Raw genomic sequence first — 21999 nt, 5'->3', positions numbered from 1 at the left:
CCTCCAAATGAGCTTGGGCTCGTGATCGTTGACTTAGGAAGCGCTTCCCTCGTTCTTTGCGACAATTTCATCGCGGATGTTCTTTGGAACAGCCTCGTAGGAGTCGAACTGCATGGTGTAGCTAGCACGACCCTGAGTCTGGGAGCGAAGATCGGTTGCATAACCGAACATCTCGCCCAGTGGCACCTTGGCACGAATAACCTTGGTGTCACGGCGATCCTCCATGCCCTCGATCTTGCCGCGACGGCTGGAGAGGTTGCCCATAACATCGCCCATGTACTGCTCAGGCGTTTCAACCTCAACCTCTTCGATCGGCTCGAGGAGAACTGGATCGGACTTCTTCAGGGCGTCCTTGATTGCCATAGAGCCAGCAATCTTGAAGGCAGCCTCAGAGGAGTCAACCTCGTGATAAGAGCCATCGATGAGCTTAACCTTGATGTCTACGACTGGGTAACCAGCAATGACACCGCTCTCGAGGGCTTCCTGGATGCCCTTATCAATTGAGGGGATGTACTCTTTCGGAATGACACCGCCGACGATGGCATTCTCGAACTCGTAACCCTTGCCCTCCTCGTTGGGCTCCATGTCGATAACAGCATGGCCATACTGACCGCGACCACCGGACTGACGAACAAACTTGCCCTCGGCATGCAAGACGGGCTTACCAGCAGTCTCACGATAAGCAACCTGAGGCTTACCGACGTTGCAGTCAACCTTGAACTCACGACGCAGACGGTCAACGATGATCTCGAGGTGCAGCTCGCCCATACCAGAAATAATGGTCTGACCAGTCTCGTGATCAGTGTGAACCTGGAAGGTCGGATCCTCTTCAGCAAGCTTTGCAAGACCAACGCTCATCTTGTCCTGCTCAGCCTTCGTCTTGGGCTCAACAGCAACAGAGATAACGGGGTCAGAGAACTCGATGGACTCGAGAATAATGGGGTGCTTCTCATCGCAGAGGGTCTCACCGGTGGTGGTGTTCTTGAGACCAACGCAAGCAACAATGTCGCCAGCGGAGCACTCATCACGGTCAACACGCTCATTGGCGTTCATCTCGAGGATGCGGCCAAGACGCTCACGGTGATCCTTAACCGAGTTGTAGACATAAGAGCCTGCCTCGGCCTGACCAGAGTAAACACGGATATAGGTAAGCTTACCGACGTAGGGGTCAGTCATGATCTTGAAGGCAAGAGCAGCGAAAGGCTCTTTGGGATCTGCATGACGAACCTCGGGCTCACCCTTGAGGTTGGTGCCATCAATCTCAGCAACATCAAGCGGGCTCGGCAGGTAATCGATAACTGCGTCGAGCAGCTCCTGAATACCCTTGTTCTTATAAGCAGAACCAACAAGAACAGGATTGAGCTCGTTGGCGAGAACACCAGCACGGATCGCGCTCTTGAGAAGCTCGGGGGTAACCTCGCCGTCCTCAAGAATGGTCTCCATGAGCTCATCAGAGTAGTTTGAAGCAGCGTCAAGAAGCTCTTCGCGCTTCTCAGCAACAATGTCTGCAAACTCATCAGGAATGGCGTCCATAGCCTCGGGATAAATCATGCCCTTGGCATCTTCCTTGAAGTCCCATGCAGTCATGGTGACAAGGTCGATAAGACCCCAGAAGTGATCCTCTTCGCCCATAGGAACCTGGATTGCCACTGCATTAGAACCGAGACGATCCTTCATGGTCTCAATGGCATTCCAGAAGTCAGAACCTACGCGGTCAAACTTGTTGATGAAGGCAATACGAGGGACACCATAGGTGGTAGCCTGACGCCAAACGGTTTCGGACTGGGGCTGAACGCCAGCAACGGCGTCAAAAACAGCTACAGCACCGTCGAGAACACGAAGGCAGCGCTCGACCTCTGAGGTGAAGTCTACGTGACCCGGGGTGTCGATAATCTGGATGACGTGGTCTTTCCAGAAGCATGTAGTAGCAGCGGAAGTAATGGTTACGCCGCGCTCCTGCTCCTGAGCCATCCAGTCCATGGTAGCTGCGCCATCATGGACCTCACCGATCTTGTGAGTCTTACCAGTATAGTAAAGGATACGCTCGGTCGTTGTCGTCTTACCAGCATCGATGTGAGCCATAATGCCGATATTACGAAGGTCTTCGAGCTTGTATTTCATCTTAGGCATGGCGATATTCTCCAGATCCCCTGATTAGAAGCGGTAGTGGGAGAAGGCGCGGTTGGCCTCAGCCATCTTGAATACATCCTCGCGGCGCTTAACAGAAGCACCAACACCATTGGATGCATCAATAATCTCGTTGGCGAGACGCTCAGCCATGGTCTTCTCTTTACGAGCACGGGAGAAGTTAACAATCCAACGGATTGCAAGTGTGGTAGCACGGCGGGAGTTGACCTCCATAGGAACCTGATAGGTTGCGCCACCAACACGCTTGGGCTTTACCTCGAGGGTCGGACGAACATTGTCCATAGCCTTCTTGAATACAGAAAGTGCATCCTGCTCGGTCTTCTCATGAACGAGATCAAAAGCGTTGTAAACAATACGCTCAGCAACGGACTTCTTGCCGTCGAGCAGAACCTTGTTGATAAGCTGGGTTACGAGCCTGTTGTTGTAGACGGCATCAGGCTGAACCTCACGACGGACTACCTTAGTACGACGCGGCATGATTATGTCTCCTCAGATCTTGGGTAACGTTCGAGTGTGTGGTTGGGCTCTTAGCCGCGCTTAGCGCCGTAACGAGAACGGCCCTGCTTACGGTTCTGTACTGCAGCGCAGTCGTAAGCACCACGAATAATCTTGTAACGAACGCCTGGCAGGTCACGAACACGGCCACCACGAATAAGAACAATCGAGTGCTCCTGAAGGTTGTGACCCTCACCGGGGATATATGCGGTAACTTCGATGCCGTTTACAAGACGAACACGAGCAACCTTACGAAGGGCTGAGTTCGGCTTTTTGGGGGTGGTGGTGAAAACGCGAGTGCAAACGCCACGTTTCTGTGGGTTGTGCTGAAGGGCAGCGTTCTTGGACTTGGCCTTGACGCTCATACGTCCCTGGCGAACGAGCTGGTTAATGGTAGGCAAAGCTTCTCTCCTTCATACCTATCCGAATGAATTAATTGCAACGTAAGGCGGCGCAGCACCGTCACCCAGAATTGTCGCAAGGAAGGACTTTACGCCGCTCGTTGGCACATGTCAAAACGCCACGCACCCGGGCGTATCCTTCTCCACATTTTATTCGTTATTTTCATCAAGAAGCCCGGCCTGCTAAGCAAACCGGGCTTATACACAATCTCTGAGCAAATCTAAGAGATGTTCTTAGTGCTCCTCGGACTCCCCTTCACTTTCTTGGCGCATAACCTGAGAAAGCAAGTCATCCAGAGAATCGAGATCCTCGTTGATAATGCTGCTATTCGAAGATGTGCTGCTTGAAGCACCGATAAGCTCATCTGAAGCATGGTGTGTAGCAGGAGCAGCAGAACCAAGCATGATGTCACCATCTGCATCAGGCGAGAACACCATGTTCAGAAGCTGAGAGAGATCCTCATCGTCTGCGGTATCGTCCTCCGGCTCGAGAATGTAGAGCAGACCCCGAGCCTCAAGACCATCGCGGAGCTCCTCGATAGCCTTAGCACCAATGCCATCAATGCGCAGCAGATCGTCTTCTGTCTTGCCGATCAGATCCCCTACTGTCTCAATGCCTACCTCGCTGAATTTATTCGTCCAACGCTGTGAGACACCAAGGTCGTCAAACAGATAGAGCTTTGCATCCTCGCTGGAAAGCGTGCGGCCATTCTTGGAATAGACGCCACCGTATGCAAACTCATCGCCGACCCAATCGAGCTGCTGAGGAAGCTGCTCTTCGAGATCCTTGAGGGCATCAGGCGCCCACTCAGGAAGCGACTTAGCCATCGGATTGGTGGGCTCAGCAATGGTTTGACCATGATAGGTGAGCTTGACATCCGCATAGGCAGAAAGACCAGTACCAGCAGGAATCTTCTTACCAACAATGACGTTGGACTTGAGGTCGAGCAGGTGGTCAACTTCACCCTCAATAGCAGCCTCAGTGAGAACACCGGCAGTACGGATGAATGATGCACTCGACAGCCAGGAGTCAACCGAGCTTGCAACTCGAAGCGTACCCAGAATGGTGGGCTCAGCCTCAGGAGGTGTGCCGCCAGCAAGGGTAATCTCGTTGACGGTATCGGCAAACTCGTAGCGGTCAACATACTGACCGAGCAGGTAGCGCGAGTCACCCGGGTTGGTTACCTGAACACGACGCAGCATCTGACGGGCAATAACTTCGATGTGCTTGTCGTCGAGATCTACACCCTGGCTTGTATAAACATCCTTTACCGACTCGACAAAGGTGTGCATTGTCGATTCGATGTCCGTCAGACGACGGAGATTACGGAAGTTTACGAAGCCCTTGGTAATCTGGTCACCAGCACGAACGGTGCAGCCATCCTCAATACCCGGCATGAAGCGTACGGATACCGGAACGCGCTTCTCAGAAAGAATGCGTGTTGGATCCTCGGGATCAAGAATGCGCAGCAGGTACTCGGTCTGCTCAGGCGTAATGGTGAGAACACCGGAGACAGAAGCAAGATCAGCTTCGCGACCAAGGATCTTCTCGTTAACGTTGCCAACTACGTCAAACATACGAGCAACGGTCGGGAGACCCTGCGTAATATCGTCTGCGCCAGCAACGCCGCCGGAGTGAATCGTACGCATCGTCAGCTGTGTACCCGGCTCACCAATGGACTGAGCAGCGATAATACCAACCGAGGTACCAATGTTAACCGGACGACGGGTGGAAAGATCCCAGCCATAGCACTTCTGGCATACGCCGTACTTAGAGCGGCAGGTAAGCAGCGCGCGAAGCTCGACTTTCTTCAGGCCAGCGTCAACAAGGCGCTGAATATCATCGAGCGACTCAATGTAAGCGTCCTTGGCGATAAGAACCTCGCCCGTCTCAGGGCTCACGATGTCGTTCAATGCGCAGCGACCAACAAGATCGCGGTTAAGGTCGGTGGTACCCGGCTTAATGAGATTATAGGTAACACCCTCATTGGTGCCACAGTCCTCTTCGCGGACAATGACGTCCTGCGCAACGTCGACGAGTCGACGGGTAAGGTAACCGGAGTCAGACGTGTGGCTTGCCGTATCGACCAGGCCCTTACGAGCACCATACGTAGAAATGAAGTACTCGAGCGGCTCCAGACCCTCACGGAAGTTAGCCTTAATAGGAAGGTCGATGGTATCGCCGGACATGTCGGCCATCAGGCCACGCATACCAGCAAGCTGACGAAGCTGCGTCTTAGAACCACGGGCACCGGAGTCAGCCATCATGTAGATGGGGTTATCCTCGGCAAAGCCCTCAAGCATCTTAGAACCAAGCTCTTCGGTGCACTCAGTCCAAGCGCTAACAACCTCAGCGTGGCGTTCACGCTCGGAGAGAAGACCATCGGCGTAGTTCTCGTTAATCTCGTTAACTGCGTTCTGAGCCTCTTCAAGCATGGACTCTTTCTCAGCTGGGATAGCTGCATCCCATACAGAAATGGTCAGACCAGCACGCGTTGCATAGTGGAAGCCAGCGTACTTAATGGCGTCGAGAATTGGCTCAACCTCAGCAAGCGGATAACGATCGCAGCAGTCATTCACAAGACGGCTCATATCGCTCTTCACCATCTTGTAGTTGATGAAGGGATAGTCCACCGGCAGGCACTGACGGTTAAAGATGATGCGACCAACGGTAGTCTCAAAACGAGCAGGATGCTCAGTTACATCGAGATCAACATGCTCACCGCGTCCGTTAAGAATACGGAAGAGTTTGCGGCCTCCCTCGAAAATATTTGCATCCTGTGTGCTTACTCGGACAGAAATACGTGCCTGAATGTCCAGAGAAGCACGGGACTCGTACGCATCGATTGCATCTTCAAAGCTTGAGAAGATACGACCCTCACCGTCGACACCAGGCTTCTCGGTTGTGAGGAAGTACACACCGAAAACCATGTCCTGTGAAGGAACAGTCAGAACCTTACCTGAAGCCGGGCTGCGCACATTGTTCGATGAGAGCATGAGAACGCGAGCCTCGGTTTGAGCCTGAGTGGAGAGCGGTACATGTACCGACATCTGGTCGCCGTCGAAGTCGGCGTTGAAGGGGGCACACACCAGAGGATGCAGGTGAATAGCCTTGCCCTCAACCAGAACCGGCTCAAAGGCCTGAATGGAAAGACGGTGCAGCGTAGGAGCACGGTTAAGCAGGACCAGACGATCCTGAATAACCTCTTCCAAAACATCCCAAACAGCTGCGAGACCACGATCAATAGCGCGCTTAGCACCCTTGATGTTCTCAACTTTGCCAAGCTCAACAAGACGACGCATGACGAACGGCTTAAAGAGCTCGAGTGCCATCTGGGAAGGAAGGCCGCACTGATGGAGCTTAAGCTGTGGGTCAACAACGATGACGGAACGGCCAGAGTAGTCAACACGCTTACCGAGCAAGTTCTGACGGAAACGACCCTGCTTACCCTTAAGGGACTCAGCAAGAGACTTCAAAGGCCTGCCACCACGGCCCGTAACAGGACGACCACGACGACCATTATCAAAGAGGGCGTCAACAGCCTCCTGAAGCATGCGCTTCTCGTTGTTAACAATAATGGCAGGTGCATCAAGATCGAGCAGGCGCTTCAGGCGGTTATTACGGTTGATAACGCGCCTATACAGATCGTTAAGGTCAGAGGCTGCAAAACGGCCACCATCGAGCTGAACCATAGGACGCAGATCGGGCGGAATGACCGGAATAACGTCGAGGATCATGTCGGCGGGGTCGTTGTTGCCCTCGAGGAATGCGTCGACAACCTCAAGGCGCTTAACGGCCTTTTCACGCTTCTGCTTCTGGCTCTTCTCATCGACAATGATGGCGCGAAGTCGCTTAGACTCCTCGTGAAGATCGATGGAACGCAGAAGGTCACGGACGGCCTCTGCACCCATATCGCCATCAAAGTAGATGGAGTAGTAGCGCTTCATCTCGCGGAACAGAGACTCATCAGAGATAAGCTCACGCTCTTCGAGCTGCATGAACTTCTCATAAGCCTCGCGGCGAAGCGTCTTTTCCTCTTCATACTCTTCTTCGAGATCGGCAATACCGGCACGAATCTCATCTTCAGTGAGCGGCTCTTCGTCGCTGAACTCATCATCCTCGGAAGGCTGACCCTGCTCGCGAAGACGAGCAATCTGCTCGTCGCGCTCGGCATCGAGCTCTTCGATGTCGGCGGCAAGCTCTTCGCGAAGATCGTCCTTATCGGCCTCACGAGCCTCGGTATCAACACGCGTGATGATATAGCTCGCGAAGTACAGCACCTTCTCGAGATCTTTACCCTTAATATCGAGCAGTCGAGCCAGCGGGAAGCTGTTGGGGCTCTTGAAGTACCAAATATGGCTCACCGGAGCTGCAAGCTCAATATGGCCCATGCGCTCACGACGAACCTTAGCGGTGGTTACTTCTACACCACAGCGCTCGCAGACAATCCCCTTAAAGCGAATGCCCTTGTACTTACCGCAGGAGCACTCCCAATCTTTGGTGGGGCCAAAGATTTTCTCGCAGAACAAGCCGTCTTTTTCCGGCTTTAAGGTGCGATAGTTGATCGTCTCGGGCTTCTTAACCTCACCGTGGGACCAGCTACGAATTTGGTCAGCTGAGGCCAGAGAGATTTTAATGGCGTCGAAGTCAGTGGTATCAAAGTCTGCCACGATTCGTTACTCCTTCTCACTCTGAACGTTGCCAACGAGGGCCTCTGAAGAGGCAGTGTCGTTTGAAGCGTCCAGGTTTCCGATAAGGTCTGCTGCAGCATCAACAGCTGAGAGCACATCGGTGGATGCAGCGCTGCTTTCGGAAGGTTCAGGCGCATTCTCGCTACGCTTGTAAGAAATTGGCTCAATTGAAAGGGCCAGCGAACGCATTTCCTTGACAAGAACCTTGAAGGACTCAGGGATACCTGCCTCAGGTACGTTCTCACCCTTAACGATTGCCTCGTAAGTCTTAACACGACCAACGGTATCGTCGGACTTAACGGTGAGGATCTCCTGCAGAACATTTGCGGCACCGTATGCATACAGGGCCCAAACTTCCATCTCACCGAAGCGCTGACCACCAAACTGAGCCTTACCACCAAGCGGCTGCTGGGTAACAAGACTGTATGGCCCCGTTGAACGAGCGTGGATCTTATCGTCAACCATGTGACCCAGCTTCAGGATATAGCTGGTACCAACGGTAATAGGATCGCGGAATGGCTCACCAGTACGACCGTCATAAAGCGTGGTCTTACCCATGCTGTTGAGCTGCGGGACAAACTCTTCGAGCATGTTGTCGCCATACTCAGCACGAGCCTTGTTCATAAGGTTGATGTTGGTGCGGCGAATGACCTCAGCAACCTCTTTGTCGGTGGCGCCGTCAAAGACGGGTGTAGAGACATACATGGGGCCTGGGACATAGCGATCGGAGTCAGCAGACTCAGTATCCCAGCCATTTGCTGCACCCCAACCAAGGTGGCACTCGAGCAACTGGCCAACATTCATACGGGAAGGAACGCCCAGCGGGTCGAGAAGAACGTCGATAGGCGTACCGTCGGCCATGTACGGCATGTCCTCAACAGGAAGGACACGGCACACAACACCCTTGTTACCGTGGCGGCCAGAGATCTTGTCGCCCTGCTGAATCTTACGGCGCTGTGCAACATATACACGGACCTGCTCGTTAACACCAGGTGCCAAATCGTCGCCAGCCTCACGGCTGAAGCGTACAACCTCAACAACACGGCCATAGGCACCGTGCGGCATCTTGAGTGACGTATCACGAACATCGTGTGCTTTTGCACCGAAGATAGCGCGGAGCAGACGCTCTTCTGCCGTAAGAGCCGTCTCACCCTTGGGGGTAACTTTTCCGACCAGAATATCGCCAGGGCCAACCTCAGCACCTACGCGAATGATGCCGTCCTCATCGAGGTTTGCAAGCATGTCTTCGGACAGGTTAGGAATCTCGCGTGTGATTTCCTCAGGACCGAGCTTGGTATCACGAGCATCGATCTCATGACGCGAAATAGAAATTGAAGTCAGCAAGTCGTCCTGAACAACGCGCTCGGAGACAATAATGCCGTCCTCGTAGTTGTAGCCTTCCCATGGCATATAGGCTACGAGGAGGTTCTTACCAAGTGCAAGCTCGCCCTTCTCAATAGAGGTGCCATCGGCAAGCGGCTGACCAGCCACAACCTCATCGCCCACGTGCACAATCGGACGATGATTAATGCAGGTAGACTGATTGGAACGCTCGAACTTGGGGAACTCATAGCGCACGAGTGTGCCGTCCTGATCGACAACAGCGTGCTTTGCATCTACTGCAACAACACGACCATCGCCAGAGGCGCAAACCATTTCGCCAGAGTCATATGCTGCACGCGATTCCATACCAGTGCCAACATAAGGAGCACTTGCACGAATCAGGGGCACTGCCTGACGCTGCATGTTTGCACCCATGAGGGTACGCTTAGCGTCGTCGTGCTCGAGGAACGGAATGAGCGTGGCTGCAACAGAAAGCAGCTGACGCGGGGAGACGTCCATGTAGTCTACGTCTTCTACGGGCACCTGAGCAGGAGCACCGAAGGAGCCGTCGAAGTCGCGGGTACGAGCAACTACCAGTTCGGGACGACGCAACTCACCGGTAACCGGATCGATCTCTACAAACTCGTTTGTCTTAGGATCGACTGGGGTATTTGCCGGCGCGATGTTGTGGGACTCTTCCTCATCAGCCGTCATCCAGTCGATTTGGTCGGTAACTTTACCGTCTACCACGCGACGATAAGGAGCCTCGATAAAGCCGTACTCATTGACATGTGCATAGAGTGCAAGCGAACCAATAAGACCAATGTTGGGGCCTTCTGGTGTCTCAATCGGGCACATGCGTGAATAATGCGAGTTGTGAACGTCACGAACAGCTGTTGGGACGTTCGTACGACGGCTGGAGCCAGACTTATGACCAGCGAGACCACCAGGACCAAGAGCCGAAAGACGACGCTTGTTGGTAAGTCCTGAAAGCGGGTTAGCCTGGTCCATAAACTGCGACAGCTGACTGGAACCGTAGAATTCCTTAATGGCTGCCACAATCGGGCGAATATTAATAAGCGACTGTGGCGTGATATCGTCAACATCCTGAGATGCCATACGCTCACGAACCACGCGCTCCATACGGCTCATACCAATACGGAACTGGTTAGCAACAAGCTCGCCAACAGTACGAACGCGACGATTGCCGAAGTGGTCAATATCGTCGGTCTTCGTATTGGGATCGCCGGCATGAAGAGCCAAGAGATAACGAAGAGCCAAGACAATGTCTGTCTCGGTAAGTACCGTCTCAGTTGGATCAATATCGCAACCAAGCTTCTTGTTGATCTTATAGCGACCAACACGAGCAAGGTCGTAGCGCTGAGGATTGAAGAAGAGACCCTCGAGCAGCGTACGAGCGGAGTCTACAGTTGGAGGCTCACCAGGACGCTGGCGACGATAAATCTCGATAAGTGCATCTTCGCGGGTTTGAGCAGCATCACGCTCAAGGGTGGAGCGAACGATCTCAGAATCGCCGAGAAGAGCAATGATTTCGTCATCAGATTCTGCAATGCCAAGTGCACGAAGCAGCAGCGTGGCAGACTGACGACGCTTACGATCGATCGAAACAACAAGCTGGCCGCGTTTATCGATCTCAAATTCAAGCCATGCACCACGTGACGGAATGAATTGGACACGATGAACCTCGACGCCATTGTCGATCTCACGGGCGAAATACACGCCCGGGGAACGGACGAGCTGTGAAACAACGACACGCTCAGATCCGTTGATAATGAATGTGCCTCGATCTGTCATGAGCGGGAAGTCGCCCATAAAGACGAGCTGCTCTTTAATTTCTCCGGTCTCTTTGTTCACAAAGCGAACATCAACAAGCAAGGGCACCTGATAAGAGATGTCCTTTGCCTGGCACTCAGCAATGGAGTGCACCGGGTCGCCAAACTGGTGCTCGCCGAACGTTACCTCCATGGTTCCGGCGGCATTCTCAATAGGAGATGCCTCGGCAAAAGCCTCATCAAGGCCTTTGGTCATGAAGCGATGGAACGACTCTTTCTGCACCTCAATAAGATTTGGCGGCTCTAAGGCAGTTGGAATCTTGCTGAAGCTTACACGCTCGCGCTTGTTTGCGGCGGACGGAGTGGAAAACGTTGCGATAGGCACCAGGCTTTTCCTCCTTCAGATGGCAATTGCGGCAGTTGTCGCAAACTAGTAATCTACCGAAGTGAAGCAAATGGGTCAATCGCTAGTCTTGACATTTTTACAATTTTAAAGTAGCTATTTTTTGCTACCTAATCTACCTGCGGAAATGGAAATAATCCATTCACCGAATATGAATTTCGCGTGTATATCAATAAAATTCTACTCGTGACTTTTCTGAAAAACTTTTCAAATTCATATGTGATAAGGGCCAGACACCATCTGATGCCTGACCCTTATCTTTTATACAAATCACTTTGTCAGTAAGACAGGATGATTTGCAAAGGCTCTTTCGTAAGAGATTTCTTACTTGAGGGTGACAGCAGCGCCAGCAGCCTCGAGCTTCTCCTTGGCAGCCTCAGCCTCGTCCTTCTTGACGCCCTCGAGAACGGCCTTAGGAGCGCTCTCGACAACCTCCTTGGCCTCCTTGAGACCAAGCTTGGTGAGCTCACGGACAACCTTGATGACGGCAATCTTGTTCTCGCCAAAGCCCTCGAGAACAACGTCAAAGTCAGTCTTCTCCTCAGCTGCGCCAGCGTCGGCTGCAGGAGCAGCAGCTACTGCAACAGGAGCAGCGGCGGAAACGCCGAAGACATCCTCGAGCTCGTGAACGAGCTCAGAAAGCTCGAGAGCGGGCATCTCCTTGAGGGCCTCAATGATCTCATCTTTGGTGACAGCCATGTCAATTCTCCTTTGTTAGGGGCACGCATGTGCCCTTCAAATGCTTTTCTGCTTGTGTGGCTAGACACACACATATGCGAAACGCTTATGCAGCGTTGCGCTGGTCCTCCAGACCGTGAAGTGCGGTAACGAGACCCTGTGCAGGACCGTTGCAAACGCGAACGATACCGGAAAGCGGGTTCGAAATGCAGCCCACGAACTTGGCGATAAGCTCCTCGCGAGTAGGAAGATCGGCGATTGCCGTTGCCTGCTCTGCGGAAACAACAGCACCATCAACGATGCCGCCGCGGAACTCAATCTTGTTGAACTTCTTGCTTGCCTCTTTGACAACCTTAGCTGCGTCAACAGGATCGTTCTGATAGAAGACGCAAGCGCAGGTGCCAACGAGAACATCATCGATAGCGGGCAGGCCGGCCTTGCTAAGAGCAAGCTTAACAATGTTGTTCTTAAAAACCTTCATCTCAGAGCTTGCCTCACGAAGGTTGCGACGAAGCTCCTGAGCCTCCTTAACAGAAAGGCCACGATAATCGATGACAAACATGCCCTTATTGGCCTCAAGCTCTGCTGAAACCTTTTCGAGCATCTCTACATTGGACTGTGCTGGCATGAATTACACCTCCCTCAGTATTCCCGTGCACGTGCTCGGCACACCAAGAGGAGCTATAAATAAACCCCACTCGGCGCATGCCAGGCGGGGTCTCGAGAAGACTGAGTTCATAAGACCACCTCGGCAGGCGGGAGATTTCCCTTTACGCTCAAAACTTTGAGCACCGGCTGTCTCTGGCAGCGAACGTGCAATATACAACTATTTGAGGTAACAACCTCGAAAGAAGTTTGCCATCACATGGAATGAACGTCAATATCCATTCCATGTGATGATGAGAAATTCAAAACTATTCGTCCATCAAAGAGCGAACCATGGACGGGTCTACGCGGACACCAGGTCCCATGGTCGAAGAAAAGGCTACGCTCTTCACATAGCGGCCCTTAGCAGAAGCGGGCTTAACGCGAAGGATCTCAGTAATGAGCGTCTGATAGTTCTCGACGATCTTCTGAACATCAAAAGAAACCTTGCCCAGAGGAACATGGCAGATGCCGTAGCGATCGGCACGATACTCAACACGGCCAGCCTTGAGCTCTGCAACCATCTTGGCAACATCCATCGTAACGGTGCCGAGCTTGGGGTTCGGCATCAGGCCACGGGGGCCAAGCAGCTTACCAAGACGACCAACCTTGGCCATCATGTTAGGGGTAGCAATAGCGGCATCAAAATCAAAGTTGCCAGCCTGAATGGATGCAACAAGGTCGTCAGAACCGACGATATCGGCGCCGGCAGCTTCAGCCTCGCGAGCCTTCTCACCCTCAGCAAAAACAGCAACACGAACAGTCTTGCCGGTGCCATGAGGCAGAGAAATGGAACCACGGACGTTCTGATCTGCCTTACGAGTATCTACGCCAAGGCGAATAGAGCACTCAACAGTCTCGTCGAACTTGGCGCAAGCAAGCTCCTTAACAAGCTCTGCAGCCTGCTTCGGGGTATACAGCTTGCCAGACTCGACCTTGGCTTCTGCGTTGCGATAGTTCTTTCCGTGCTTAGGCATTACATCCTCCTTTGTGGTTATGACGGGCTTAAGCCCTCCCACACATCTATTTGATAGGCGCCTAAATCGACGCCTTAAACAACATAATTACTCAGCGATGGTGACACCCATGGAGCGAGCGGTGCCTGCAACGATCTTCTTAGCAGCCTCAATGTCGTTGGCGTTAAGATCCGGCATCTTAATCTCAGCGATCTTGGTGAGCTGCTCCTGGGAAAGCTGACCAACCTTATCGCGCTGAGGAACAGCAGAGCCGCTCTTGAGGCCAAGCTCCTTCTTGATGAGGTGAGCTGCAGGAGGAGTCTTGCAGACAAAATCAAAGCTGCGATCCTCATAAACAGTAATCTCAACAGGAATGATATCGCCAGACTGCTCCTTGGTCTGAGCATTGAATGCCTGGCAGAACTGCATAATGTTAACCTGTGCAGCACCAAGAGCAGGGCCGACTGGAGGTGCAGGATTAGCGGCACCAGCAGGAATCTGAAGCTTAATAACGGTAGCTACGTTCTTCTTTGCAGCCATTGTTGAGCCTTTCTAATTCAGGACGAATTGAACTCTCATATAGTCTGTCTATCTCTCAGAAGCTGTTCCTCACCGAACGAGAGATAAACGTGATTGCTAACTGATAATGTTCACCTGGTCAACGGTGAGCTCAACAGGAGTCTCACGACCAAAAATGGTGAGCATAACTTTGATCTTTCCGGACTCGGCCAAAACCTCAGAAACTTGACCATCGAAATCAGCCAAAGGCCCAGAAACAACACGTACAGCCTGTCCAACTTCAATTGAAGTAGAAGTGCGTTTAGGAGCAACAGAACGCTTGGACGTGCGACGCATAATCTTATTGAACTCTTCACGAGAAAGCGGCGTAGGCTTTCCGTCAAGACCAACAAAACCAGTTACACCGGGAGTATTACGAACAACTGCCCAGGAGTTATCATCAACTTCCATACGGACAAGCACATAGCCAGGAAATACTTTACTTTCCTTGGTTTCGCGCTTGCCGCCTTCCTTGAGCTCTGCAACCTCTTCGGTAGGGATCTGAATATCTACAACCGAGTTCTCAAGACCAAAGGTCTCAATGCGGTGTTCAAGATCTGCCTTCACCTTGTTCTCATAACCGGAATAGGTGTGGATAACGTACCAATGCTTGGACATTCCTACCCCCTCATCCCAGCAAATACTGAGAGCAGACTGACAAGACCAAGATCGACGAGCCAAATTGCTACACCAAAGACAATGAGCATAACAACAACGCCAAAGGTGAAGTTCTTAAGCTCTGCACGAGAGGGCCAAACGACACGATGCATCTCGGTGCGAACATCAGCAAAATAGCCACGGATACGCTTAAAAGGTCCGCGGCGCTCCCCTTTGTCTTTCTTTGTAGCAACAGCTTTAGACTGCTGAGCAGATTTTTTGCTCTTAGAGCCGTTGGCAGACGTGGAGGCGAGCTGAGCAGCCTCACGTTCAGCACGCGCCTCAGCGCGAGCCTTGCGGGCACTCCTCTTATTGCGCTCCTTATTGGCCATTCGTCTCAATCCCTTCGGGAAAACCTTGCTTCAAAAAAACCGGCCGCCCCGCTAGGGACGGGCCGGTGCTGTTAACTGGCAGGCCAGGAAGGACTCGAACCCTCAACAAACGGTTTTGGAGACCGCCGCTCTACCATTGGAGCTACTGGCCTGTAAAAAAGGAAAGCTTAGCGCGTTTCCTTGTGAACGGTGTGCTTACGGCACCAAGGGCAATACTTCTTGAGCTCCATACGCTCAGGATTATTGGACTTGTTTTTGTTTGTAGTATAGTTCCTGCGCTTGCACTCTGTGCAGGCGAGGGTAACCAATGTGCGCATGAAACCTCCTGTGAACCTAGCGCAACCAGACTTGAGGTTGCGTGCGGTGGAAAACGATACCAGGATTAAGCAGTATTTGTCAATGACTACTTAATCGAATTTTAATTCCTCGACAAAACCCTCAAATATTACTCAACGTCTCGGAACAGACGATATGAGCTGAACATTGGGCCCTCCCCCTGTCGCAGTTCCGTGGGTCGGGCGACAATGGTCGTACCACCAACCGTGGCCGCGCGCCACATGCGACGGAGGAGGGCACCATGTCCAATTATGTCACAGCTATCGGCCTCGACGTTCACGCCCGCAGCATCAAGGCCTTCGCCCTAAATCCCATGAGCGGCGAGTGCGAGCGCGCGTCGTTCGGCTACGACCCGGCAGCGATCGCCGAGTGGGCACTCAGCTTCGAGGAGCCCAGGGCGGTCTACGAGTCTGGGGTTACCGGCTTCCACCTGTGCCGGACGCTGCGCGCGCTCGGGCTGGACTGCGTCGTCGGCGCTGTCTCAAAGATGCAGCGGCCTGCCGCGGACCGCGGCAGGAAGACCGACCGACGCGACGCCGAGTTCCTGGCCCGCCTGCTCGCCACTCGTAACGTCGTGGAGGTCTGGGTACCCGACGAGAGCACCGAGGCCGCCCGCGACCTTTCGCGTGCCCTTGCCGACGCCCGCGACGACCTCCAGCGCGCCAAGCAGCGGATGTCCAAGTTCCTGCTGCGCCACGGGCACGTCTTCGACGAGACCACGCCGACCGGCGCGCGCAAGGGGAACTGGACGCGCGCCTACTGGAGGTGGGCCGACGCGATCGAGTTCGCCGAGGCAGACGACGCCGCAGCCTACGAGCACTACCGCGACTGCGTGAGGCGCTGCCAGGAGGCGCGAGATGCGCTGGCGAGGAGGGTCGCCGAGTCCGCGGGACGCCCGGGGTGGAAGCCAGCCGTCGACGCCCTCAGGTGCGTGAAGGGCGTCGACGTCGCCACCGCCTTCCTGCTCGCCTGCGAGGCCGGCGACTTCTCGAGGTTCCGCACGGCGCCCGAGTTCGCGTCGTGGTGCGGCCTCACGCCCTCGGAGCACTCGAGCGGCGAGACGTTGTCGAGGGGAGGGATCACGCGCGCGGGCAACGCCCACGTGCGCTCGGCGCTCGTCGAGGCGGCCTGGCACGTACCGATGTCGTCGCGGGAGGCTAAGCCGCTCGCATCCGACCAGGAGGTCGCGCCGGCGGTGAGGCGCCACGCGGCGAAGTGCAACAGGAGGCTCCAAGACCGCCGGGAGGCGATGTCCGCGGCCGGGAAGAAGCCCGTCGTCGCCAACTGCGCCACGGCGCGGGAGATGGCGTGCTGGGTGTGGGCTATAGCGAGGATGGCCGTGGCGTAGCACCCCGCCGGGAAAGACAGGTTCCGACCCCGAGGACCGCTGCCGTTCGAGGCCGTTGGGAGGCCACTCGAGTCTTTTTTTATGGGCAGCGGGGCACCGCCACGCCCGCCAACAGACTTCGGTCGAGGCCCCCAGCCGTAGCAACGAAATGCGCAGCCGAGGAGGCCATGCGCGGATATTAGAATGCCAGACGTGCGTCGAACAGACACGCCCTCAGGTAGCGCCGGTCCCGGGCGAAGATAGGTAGGCCCGCCGCCTCCGATAGCTCCGGAGGGGGCGGGCCGGTTTTGCCTCTTGACAATGTTCAGCTCATATTAAAAAAGAAGACCCGACATCACATGATGCCGGGTCTAGAAATGCTAGCTAGTGTTTACTACTCAATGATGGTAGCAACACGGCCGTCGCCTACGGTGTGGCCGCCCTCGCGGATAGCGAAGCGGAGGCCCTCCTCCATAGCGATCGGGTGAATGAGGTCAGCCTCGATGGTGACGTGGTCGCCAGGCATGGCCATCTCTACGCCCTCAGGAAGCTTAATGGTGCCAGTAACATCCGTGGTGCGGAAGTAGAACTGAGGACGATAGTTGGAGAAGAACGGGGTGTGACGGCCGCCCTCGTCCTTGGTGAGAACATAAATCTCAGCGGTGAACTTGGAGTGCGGGGTAACGGAGCCGGGCTTGCAGATGACCTGGCCACGCTCGATGTCCTCGCGCTTGATGCCGCGGAGAAGAAGACCAACGTTGTCGCCAGCCTCGCAGAAGTCCATGGTCTTACGGAACATCTCGATGCCGGTGCAGACGGAGGACTGAGTCTCCTTGATGCCGACGATCTCGACGGGCTCGTTGAGCTTGAGCTCACCGCGCTCGACACGGCCGGTAGCAACAGTACCACGGCCGGAGATGGTCATAACGTCCTCGATAGCCATCAGGAACGGCTTCTCGTTGTCACGAGCAGGAGTCGGGATGTACTCATCGACAGCGTTCATGAGCTCGCGGACAGACTCAACCCACTTCTCCTCGCCATTGAGGGCGCCGAGAGCGGAACCACGGATGATTGGGAGATCATCGCCGGGGAAGTCGTACTCGGAGAGAAGGTCACGGGTCTCCATCTCGACGAGGTCGATAAGCTCCTCATCGTCGACCATGTCGCACTTGTTCAGGAAGACAACGATGTAAGGAACGCCGACCTGACGAGCGAGGAGGATGTGCTCGCGAGTCTGAGCCATGGGGCCGTCGGTGGCGGCAATAACGAGGATGGCGCCGTCCATCTGAGCAGCACCGGAAATCATGTTCTTTACGTAGTCAGCGTGGCCGGGGCAGTCAACGTGAGCATAGTGACGATTAGCGGTCTCGTACTCAACGTGAGCAACAGAAATGGTAATACCACGCTCGCGCTCCTCGGGAGCCTTATCGATATCCTCGAACGCAGTAAAGTCAGCCTTGCAGCCCTCGGTCTCAGAGAGAACCTTGGTAATAGCGGCAGTCAGTGTGGTCTTGCCGTGGTCAACGTGACCGATGGTGCCGATGTTTACATGCGGCTTAGTGCGCTCAAACTTCTCCTTGGCCATTGCCGTCCTCCTTCTGGAAACAACCCGTGGGTTATTCCTCAGCTTCGTGCATAACGCTATCTACATATGTCTAGTGGCCCCGTAGGGCCACGAGAACGCTGGTACCGGTGACTGGATTCGAACCAGTGACATCGCGGGTATGAGCCGCGTGCTCTAACCAGCTGAGCTACACCGGCGAATAAACGCTTGAAATGGAGCCCGCGACCGGACTTGAACCGGTGACCTCTTCGTTACCAACGAAGTGCTCTACCGACTGAGCTACACGGGCGGGTGGTGGGGATGCTTGGACTCGAACCAAGGAACCCAGAGGGAGCGGATTTACAGTCCGCCGCAGTTGCCGCTGTGCCACATCCCCATTTGTGCCGTTTTCAAGCTTCTTGCAAAACCTGAGGTCCTTGCAAGCGAGTGGAATATTACGACGCTTGATTACGGTTGTCAACGTAATCCACCCATCCGGGCGTTACTCCCCTACATCTTTTACATAAATGCAGGTAGTTACTGCGTCTTCAGATCATAAATTTTATATCTAAACGGGATCTTCAAAAAATGTTTCTTGATGATCTTAAAAGTTTCTTGACGACGTTCAAAAAAAGACCCCAGGCGAACCTGGGGTCTCACAAAATCCTGGAGCCGGCAGAGGGAGTCGAACCCACAACCCACGGTTTACAAAACCGTTGCTCTGCCATTGAGCCATGCCGGCGAACTTGTACATAATAGCGGTTACGCGCTTAAGATGCTAGGCTCTAATTTCTCAACATTCGCCAAAGTTTTTCTCGCACCTTCGGATCAATACGATCTTCTACGGTCATATGCTGGTATTGTCGCTCATCATTGGCATTTTCATACTCTGTCGTAAGCGTTGTTATATCCGCAATAAGTACATCACTCGATATACGCGTTACAGGTATTCCGCCAACCGTTGCTCGAATAGTGTTATCAGACGTTACAACCGTCACATCTCGCATCTGCTCTCGCGCCTCTGTCACAAGACGCTCAATTACCGCATCCGCTGATTCACCTGGACGAGAAAACATGAGGCGTACGCCACCCGTTGAAAAAGGCGGACGCTCTGGGTTGATGTTTCCTGCCCCATCAAACACGATTACCGGGTCATAGCGACGCTGTGAATAGGCAGCAACATCGGCTATGAGCAATTCTCGAGCGCGCACAAACGGATCGTTTCCAAGCCTTGTTGTGGATCCGGAAGAAATGTCGGTATCTACCAAATCGGTATAGCGAGCTGTTTTATGAATTACGTTGTATCCGTCAACCACCAAGAGTGCCAGCGCTGACTTTGCCATGTTCACTGCCTCATCTCTTAAAGAGCTGCCGATGAGGAACTGTATGTCGTGCGCAACCACTCATAACACATAACAGTTGCAGCTTGAGCCACATTGAGCGATTCAACACGGCCGCGCTGTGGAAGACGAAATGTCATATCACAACTCTCGAGCACAAGACGCGAAATACCTTCCCCTTCTGAACCCATAACGAGGGCACAGCGATCAGGAAACGGCCTTTCCCAGACGGTTGTCGTAGCATGCTCTGTTGATCCCACGGCCCAAAAACCTGCTTGTTTAAGCTGCTCGAGAGCGTTCGTTAGATTTGGCACTTGAGCGATGGGCATATGCAAAACTGCGCCAGCCGAAGTCTTATACGCAGCTGTTCCAACTCGAACTGACCGTGCCTTTGGGATAACTACACCCGCAGCTCCTACTACCTCTGCGCTTCGAACAATTGCACCGAAATTTCCCTCATCGGTTACATGGTCAAGCACCACTACCAGAGCGTTCTTACTATCCGCTCTGTCAATTATTTCCGAAAGCTCCGCATAGTGATAAGGCTGTGCAAGCACAACTATCCCCTGATGAGCCCCATGGCTAGAAAGCCCATCCAAACGTTCGCGCGGCACAAACTCAATCGGCACATGAGTCTTTTTTAAAAGCCCAATAATTTCGGCGAGATTTTTATCTCGCTCACGAGAGGTACTTTCTGCCACATAGGCCTGTTTAAGAGGAAGGCCAAGAGAGAGTGCCTCGGCAACGGCTCGGCGCCCTTCAATGAGGTCTTTATTACCTGAGCGTTTACCTTTTCTGCTGCGTTGCTTGCTCGAAGATAATTTGCCACGCTGCTTTACCACGCGCCTCACCTAATCTTTCTTGATAAGGCGAGCACCAGCAGGAGTGTCCTCTACAGAAAGCCCGAGCCCGGCTATAGCATCGCGAATGTTGTCGGCAAGCGTCCAGTTCTTCTCAGACCGTGCTGCTTGACGCGCTGCAAGCAACGCTTGTGCTGCCTCTGACGCTGAAGTTCCTTTATATCCAGCGTACTCAACAGCAAGATCAACCAGCTCTTCTGGCAGCTCTTCTTTTGAATTTGTGTCAACAAGATCGATGCCGAGCACAGCGCACAGTTCGCAAAGTGTGTCAGATGCACGAATCGTAACTGATGTTGAAGTATTATCTCCCGCCTCTTTGAGATACGTATTCGCTGTGGTTACCAAACCAAAGATAGCTGCTAGGGCACCTGCGGTGTTGAAGTCATCATCCATCTGGCTCGTAAATTCTTTACGAGCCTCGTCGATAGCGGCACCGAATGCACGATCTGCATCAGTAAGTACGCCATCTTCTTGAGCATTCTTCGCTGTCCATCTCAAATTGCGAACACAGCCCTTGAGGCGCTGAACAGTACCAACGGTTCCCTCAAGACGCTCAAACGAAAAATCAAGAGGTGCACGATAGTGTGTTTGCAGCATAAGCAGGCGCACTGCATCGGCAGGATACTTATCGAGCACTTCTTTAAGGGTGTAGAAATTGCCCAGGCTCTTGGACATCTTCTCGCCATCCACGCGAAGCATACCTGCATGCATCCACACATTTGCAAGCGGAGCATTCCAGGCGCACATTGCCTGCGCTGTCTCATTTTCATGATGCGGGAAGATGAGATCTGCACCGCCACCATGAATATCAATGGGTGTTCCCAAATAGCGATGGATCATGGCACAGCACTCGGTATGCCAACCAGGACGTCCCTCTCCCCAGGGACTCGGCCAACTTGGTTCCCCTGGCTTAGCTGCCTTCCAGAGTGCAAAGTCAAAAGGATCGTGCTTCTCATCATTAACCTCTACGCGCTCACCAGCACGCAGCTGATCGAGATCACGTCCCGAAAGAACACCATAATGCGTATCAGACCGTACTGAGAAATACACGTCACCATTGGACGCAACGTAGGCAAAGCCCTTCTCGATAAGAAGAGAAATCATGTCTTGCATTGCCTCGATTTCGCGTGTTGCGCGAGGGCGAATATCGGGGTCCAAAATCCCAAAACGATGCATCTGCTCAATAAAAGCCGCTGAAAACTCCTCGGCTACCGCAGCAGCAGTCGTACCTGTTTCATTTGCGCGATTGATAATTTTGTCGTCCACGTCAGTAAGGTTTTGCGCAAAGGTGACTTGATAGCCCTTGTATTGCAAATATCGACGAATCACATCGAATGAAAGGAATGTACGGGCGTTGCCAATATGGATCTGGTCATACACGGTAGGTCCGCAGACATACATACGAACTCGACCAGCATCAATGGGCTTAAACTCTTCCTTACGATGTGTTTGACTGTTGTATATAAGCATTTGACACCCCTTGGGTTCGCGACGGCCGCGGCGGCGCGGACC

The 21999-nt window shown here is 53.6% G+C and carries 17 protein-coding genes and 5 tRNA genes; 1 reads left to right on the top strand and 21 read right to left on the bottom strand.

The annotated features are described in order from the left end of the window. Positions 1-33: 33 nt before the first annotated feature. From fusA to rpmG, 13 genes are all read right to left on the bottom strand, one after another. Entirely contained in the window at positions 34-2130 is a 2097-nt protein-coding gene (gene fusA, locus ACQY6Y_RS05140) for an elongation factor G (RefSeq protein WP_428379234.1), read from the bottom strand. A gap of 24 nt (positions 2131-2154) precedes the next feature. Then, complete coding sequence (gene rpsG, locus ACQY6Y_RS05135; protein WP_428379233.1) at positions 2155-2625, bottom strand: 30S ribosomal protein S7; 471 nt, start codon at positions 2623-2625, stop codon at positions 2155-2157. A 50-nt stretch (positions 2626-2675) separates the two neighbouring features. Then, complete coding sequence (gene rpsL, locus ACQY6Y_RS05130; RefSeq protein ID WP_428379232.1) at positions 2676-3044, bottom strand: 30S ribosomal protein S12; 369 nt, start codon at positions 3042-3044, stop codon at positions 2676-2678. A 234-nt stretch (positions 3045-3278) separates the two neighbouring features. Further along, positions 3279-7715 (bottom strand): DNA-directed RNA polymerase subunit beta', encoded by a 4437-nt coding sequence (locus ACQY6Y_RS05125; protein WP_428379231.1) that lies wholly within the window; start codon positions 7713-7715, stop codon positions 3279-3281. Between the two features lie 6 nt (positions 7716-7721). Beyond that, on the bottom strand, positions 7722-11237 hold the full coding sequence (locus ACQY6Y_RS05120) for a DNA-directed RNA polymerase subunit beta (protein ID WP_428379230.1): 3516 nt from the start codon (positions 11235-11237) through the stop codon (positions 7722-7724). A 342-nt stretch (positions 11238-11579) separates the two neighbouring features. Continuing rightward, positions 11580-11954, bottom strand: a complete 375-nt coding sequence (rplL, locus tag ACQY6Y_RS05115) for a 50S ribosomal protein L7/L12 (RefSeq protein WP_428379229.1) — start codon at positions 11952-11954, stop codon at positions 11580-11582. An 85-nt stretch (positions 11955-12039) separates the two neighbouring features. Further along, positions 12040-12561, bottom strand: a complete 522-nt coding sequence (gene rplJ / locus ACQY6Y_RS05110) for a 50S ribosomal protein L10 (RefSeq protein WP_428379228.1) — start codon at positions 12559-12561, stop codon at positions 12040-12042. A gap of 286 nt (positions 12562-12847) precedes the next feature. Then, complete coding sequence (gene rplA / locus ACQY6Y_RS05105; RefSeq protein WP_428379227.1) at positions 12848-13555, bottom strand: 50S ribosomal protein L1; 708 nt, start codon at positions 13553-13555, stop codon at positions 12848-12850. A gap of 87 nt (positions 13556-13642) precedes the next feature. Further along, positions 13643-14074, bottom strand: coding sequence for a 50S ribosomal protein L11 (gene rplK, locus ACQY6Y_RS05100; RefSeq protein ID WP_428379226.1), 432 nt, complete (start codon positions 14072-14074; stop codon positions 13643-13645). 96 nt (positions 14075-14170) lie between these two features. Further along, the gene (nusG, locus tag ACQY6Y_RS05095; RefSeq protein WP_428379224.1) at positions 14171-14710 is read right to left on the bottom strand and encodes a transcription termination/antitermination protein NusG; all 540 of its coding nucleotides are present in this window, start codon (positions 14708-14710) and stop codon (positions 14171-14173) included. Positions 14711-14712: 2 nt separating this feature from the next. Further along, positions 14713-15081 (bottom strand): preprotein translocase subunit SecE, encoded by a 369-nt coding sequence (gene secE / locus ACQY6Y_RS05090; RefSeq protein WP_428379223.1) that lies wholly within the window; start codon positions 15079-15081, stop codon positions 14713-14715. Between the two features lie 76 nt (positions 15082-15157). Beyond that, positions 15158-15233, bottom strand: a tRNA-Trp gene (locus ACQY6Y_RS05085). Positions 15234-15248: 15 nt separating this feature from the next. Further along, positions 15249-15398, bottom strand: a complete 150-nt coding sequence (rpmG, locus tag ACQY6Y_RS05080) for a 50S ribosomal protein L33 (RefSeq protein ID WP_428379222.1) — start codon at positions 15396-15398, stop codon at positions 15249-15251. Positions 15399-15658: 260 nt separating this feature from the next. Here rpmG and ACQY6Y_RS05075 point away from each other — a divergent pair, with 260 nt between their 5' ends. Then, positions 15659-16765, top strand: coding sequence for an IS110 family transposase (locus tag ACQY6Y_RS05075; protein WP_417147477.1), 1107 nt, complete (start codon positions 15659-15661; stop codon positions 16763-16765). A gap of 373 nt (positions 16766-17138) precedes the next feature. On the opposite strand, the gene tuf is transcribed toward ACQY6Y_RS05075, so the two are convergent. From tuf to cysS, 8 genes are all read right to left on the bottom strand, one after another. Beyond that, positions 17139-18329 carry an elongation factor Tu gene (gene tuf / locus ACQY6Y_RS05070; protein WP_428379221.1) on the bottom strand — a complete coding sequence of 397 codons (1191 nt, stop codon included), beginning with the start codon at positions 18327-18329 and terminating at the stop codon, positions 17139-17141. A gap of 99 nt (positions 18330-18428) precedes the next feature. Beyond that, a tRNA-Met gene (locus ACQY6Y_RS05065) sits at positions 18429-18505 on the bottom strand. A gap of 16 nt (positions 18506-18521) precedes the next feature. After that, positions 18522-18597, bottom strand: a tRNA-Thr gene (locus ACQY6Y_RS05060). A gap of 3 nt (positions 18598-18600) precedes the next feature. Continuing rightward, a tRNA-Tyr gene (locus ACQY6Y_RS05055) sits at positions 18601-18684 on the bottom strand. Between the two features lie 270 nt (positions 18685-18954). Next, positions 18955-19029 (bottom strand) — tRNA-Thr (locus ACQY6Y_RS05050). A gap of 43 nt (positions 19030-19072) precedes the next feature. Beyond that, positions 19073-19630, bottom strand: a complete 558-nt coding sequence (locus tag ACQY6Y_RS05045; RefSeq protein WP_428379220.1) for an NYN domain-containing protein — start codon at positions 19628-19630, stop codon at positions 19073-19075. 17 nt (positions 19631-19647) lie between these two features. Further along, positions 19648-20469, bottom strand: a complete 822-nt coding sequence (rlmB, locus tag ACQY6Y_RS05040) for a 23S rRNA (guanosine(2251)-2'-O)-methyltransferase RlmB (protein WP_428379219.1) — start codon at positions 20467-20469, stop codon at positions 19648-19650. 9 nt (positions 20470-20478) lie between these two features. Further along, positions 20479-21957 carry a cysteine--tRNA ligase gene (gene cysS / locus ACQY6Y_RS05035; RefSeq protein WP_428379218.1) on the bottom strand — a complete coding sequence of 493 codons (1479 nt, stop codon included), beginning with the start codon at positions 21955-21957 and terminating at the stop codon, positions 20479-20481. Between the last annotated feature and the right edge of the window lie 42 nt (positions 21958-21999).

It is taken from the genome of Olsenella sp. Marseille-QA0557, assembly GCF_965119725.1.
Classification (GTDB): Bacteria; Actinomycetota; Coriobacteriia; order Coriobacteriales; family Atopobiaceae; genus Coprovicinus; species Coprovicinus avistercoris.
Note: the sequence above shows the minus strand (reverse complement) of the source record. Positions and strands in the feature narration are given on the sequence as shown.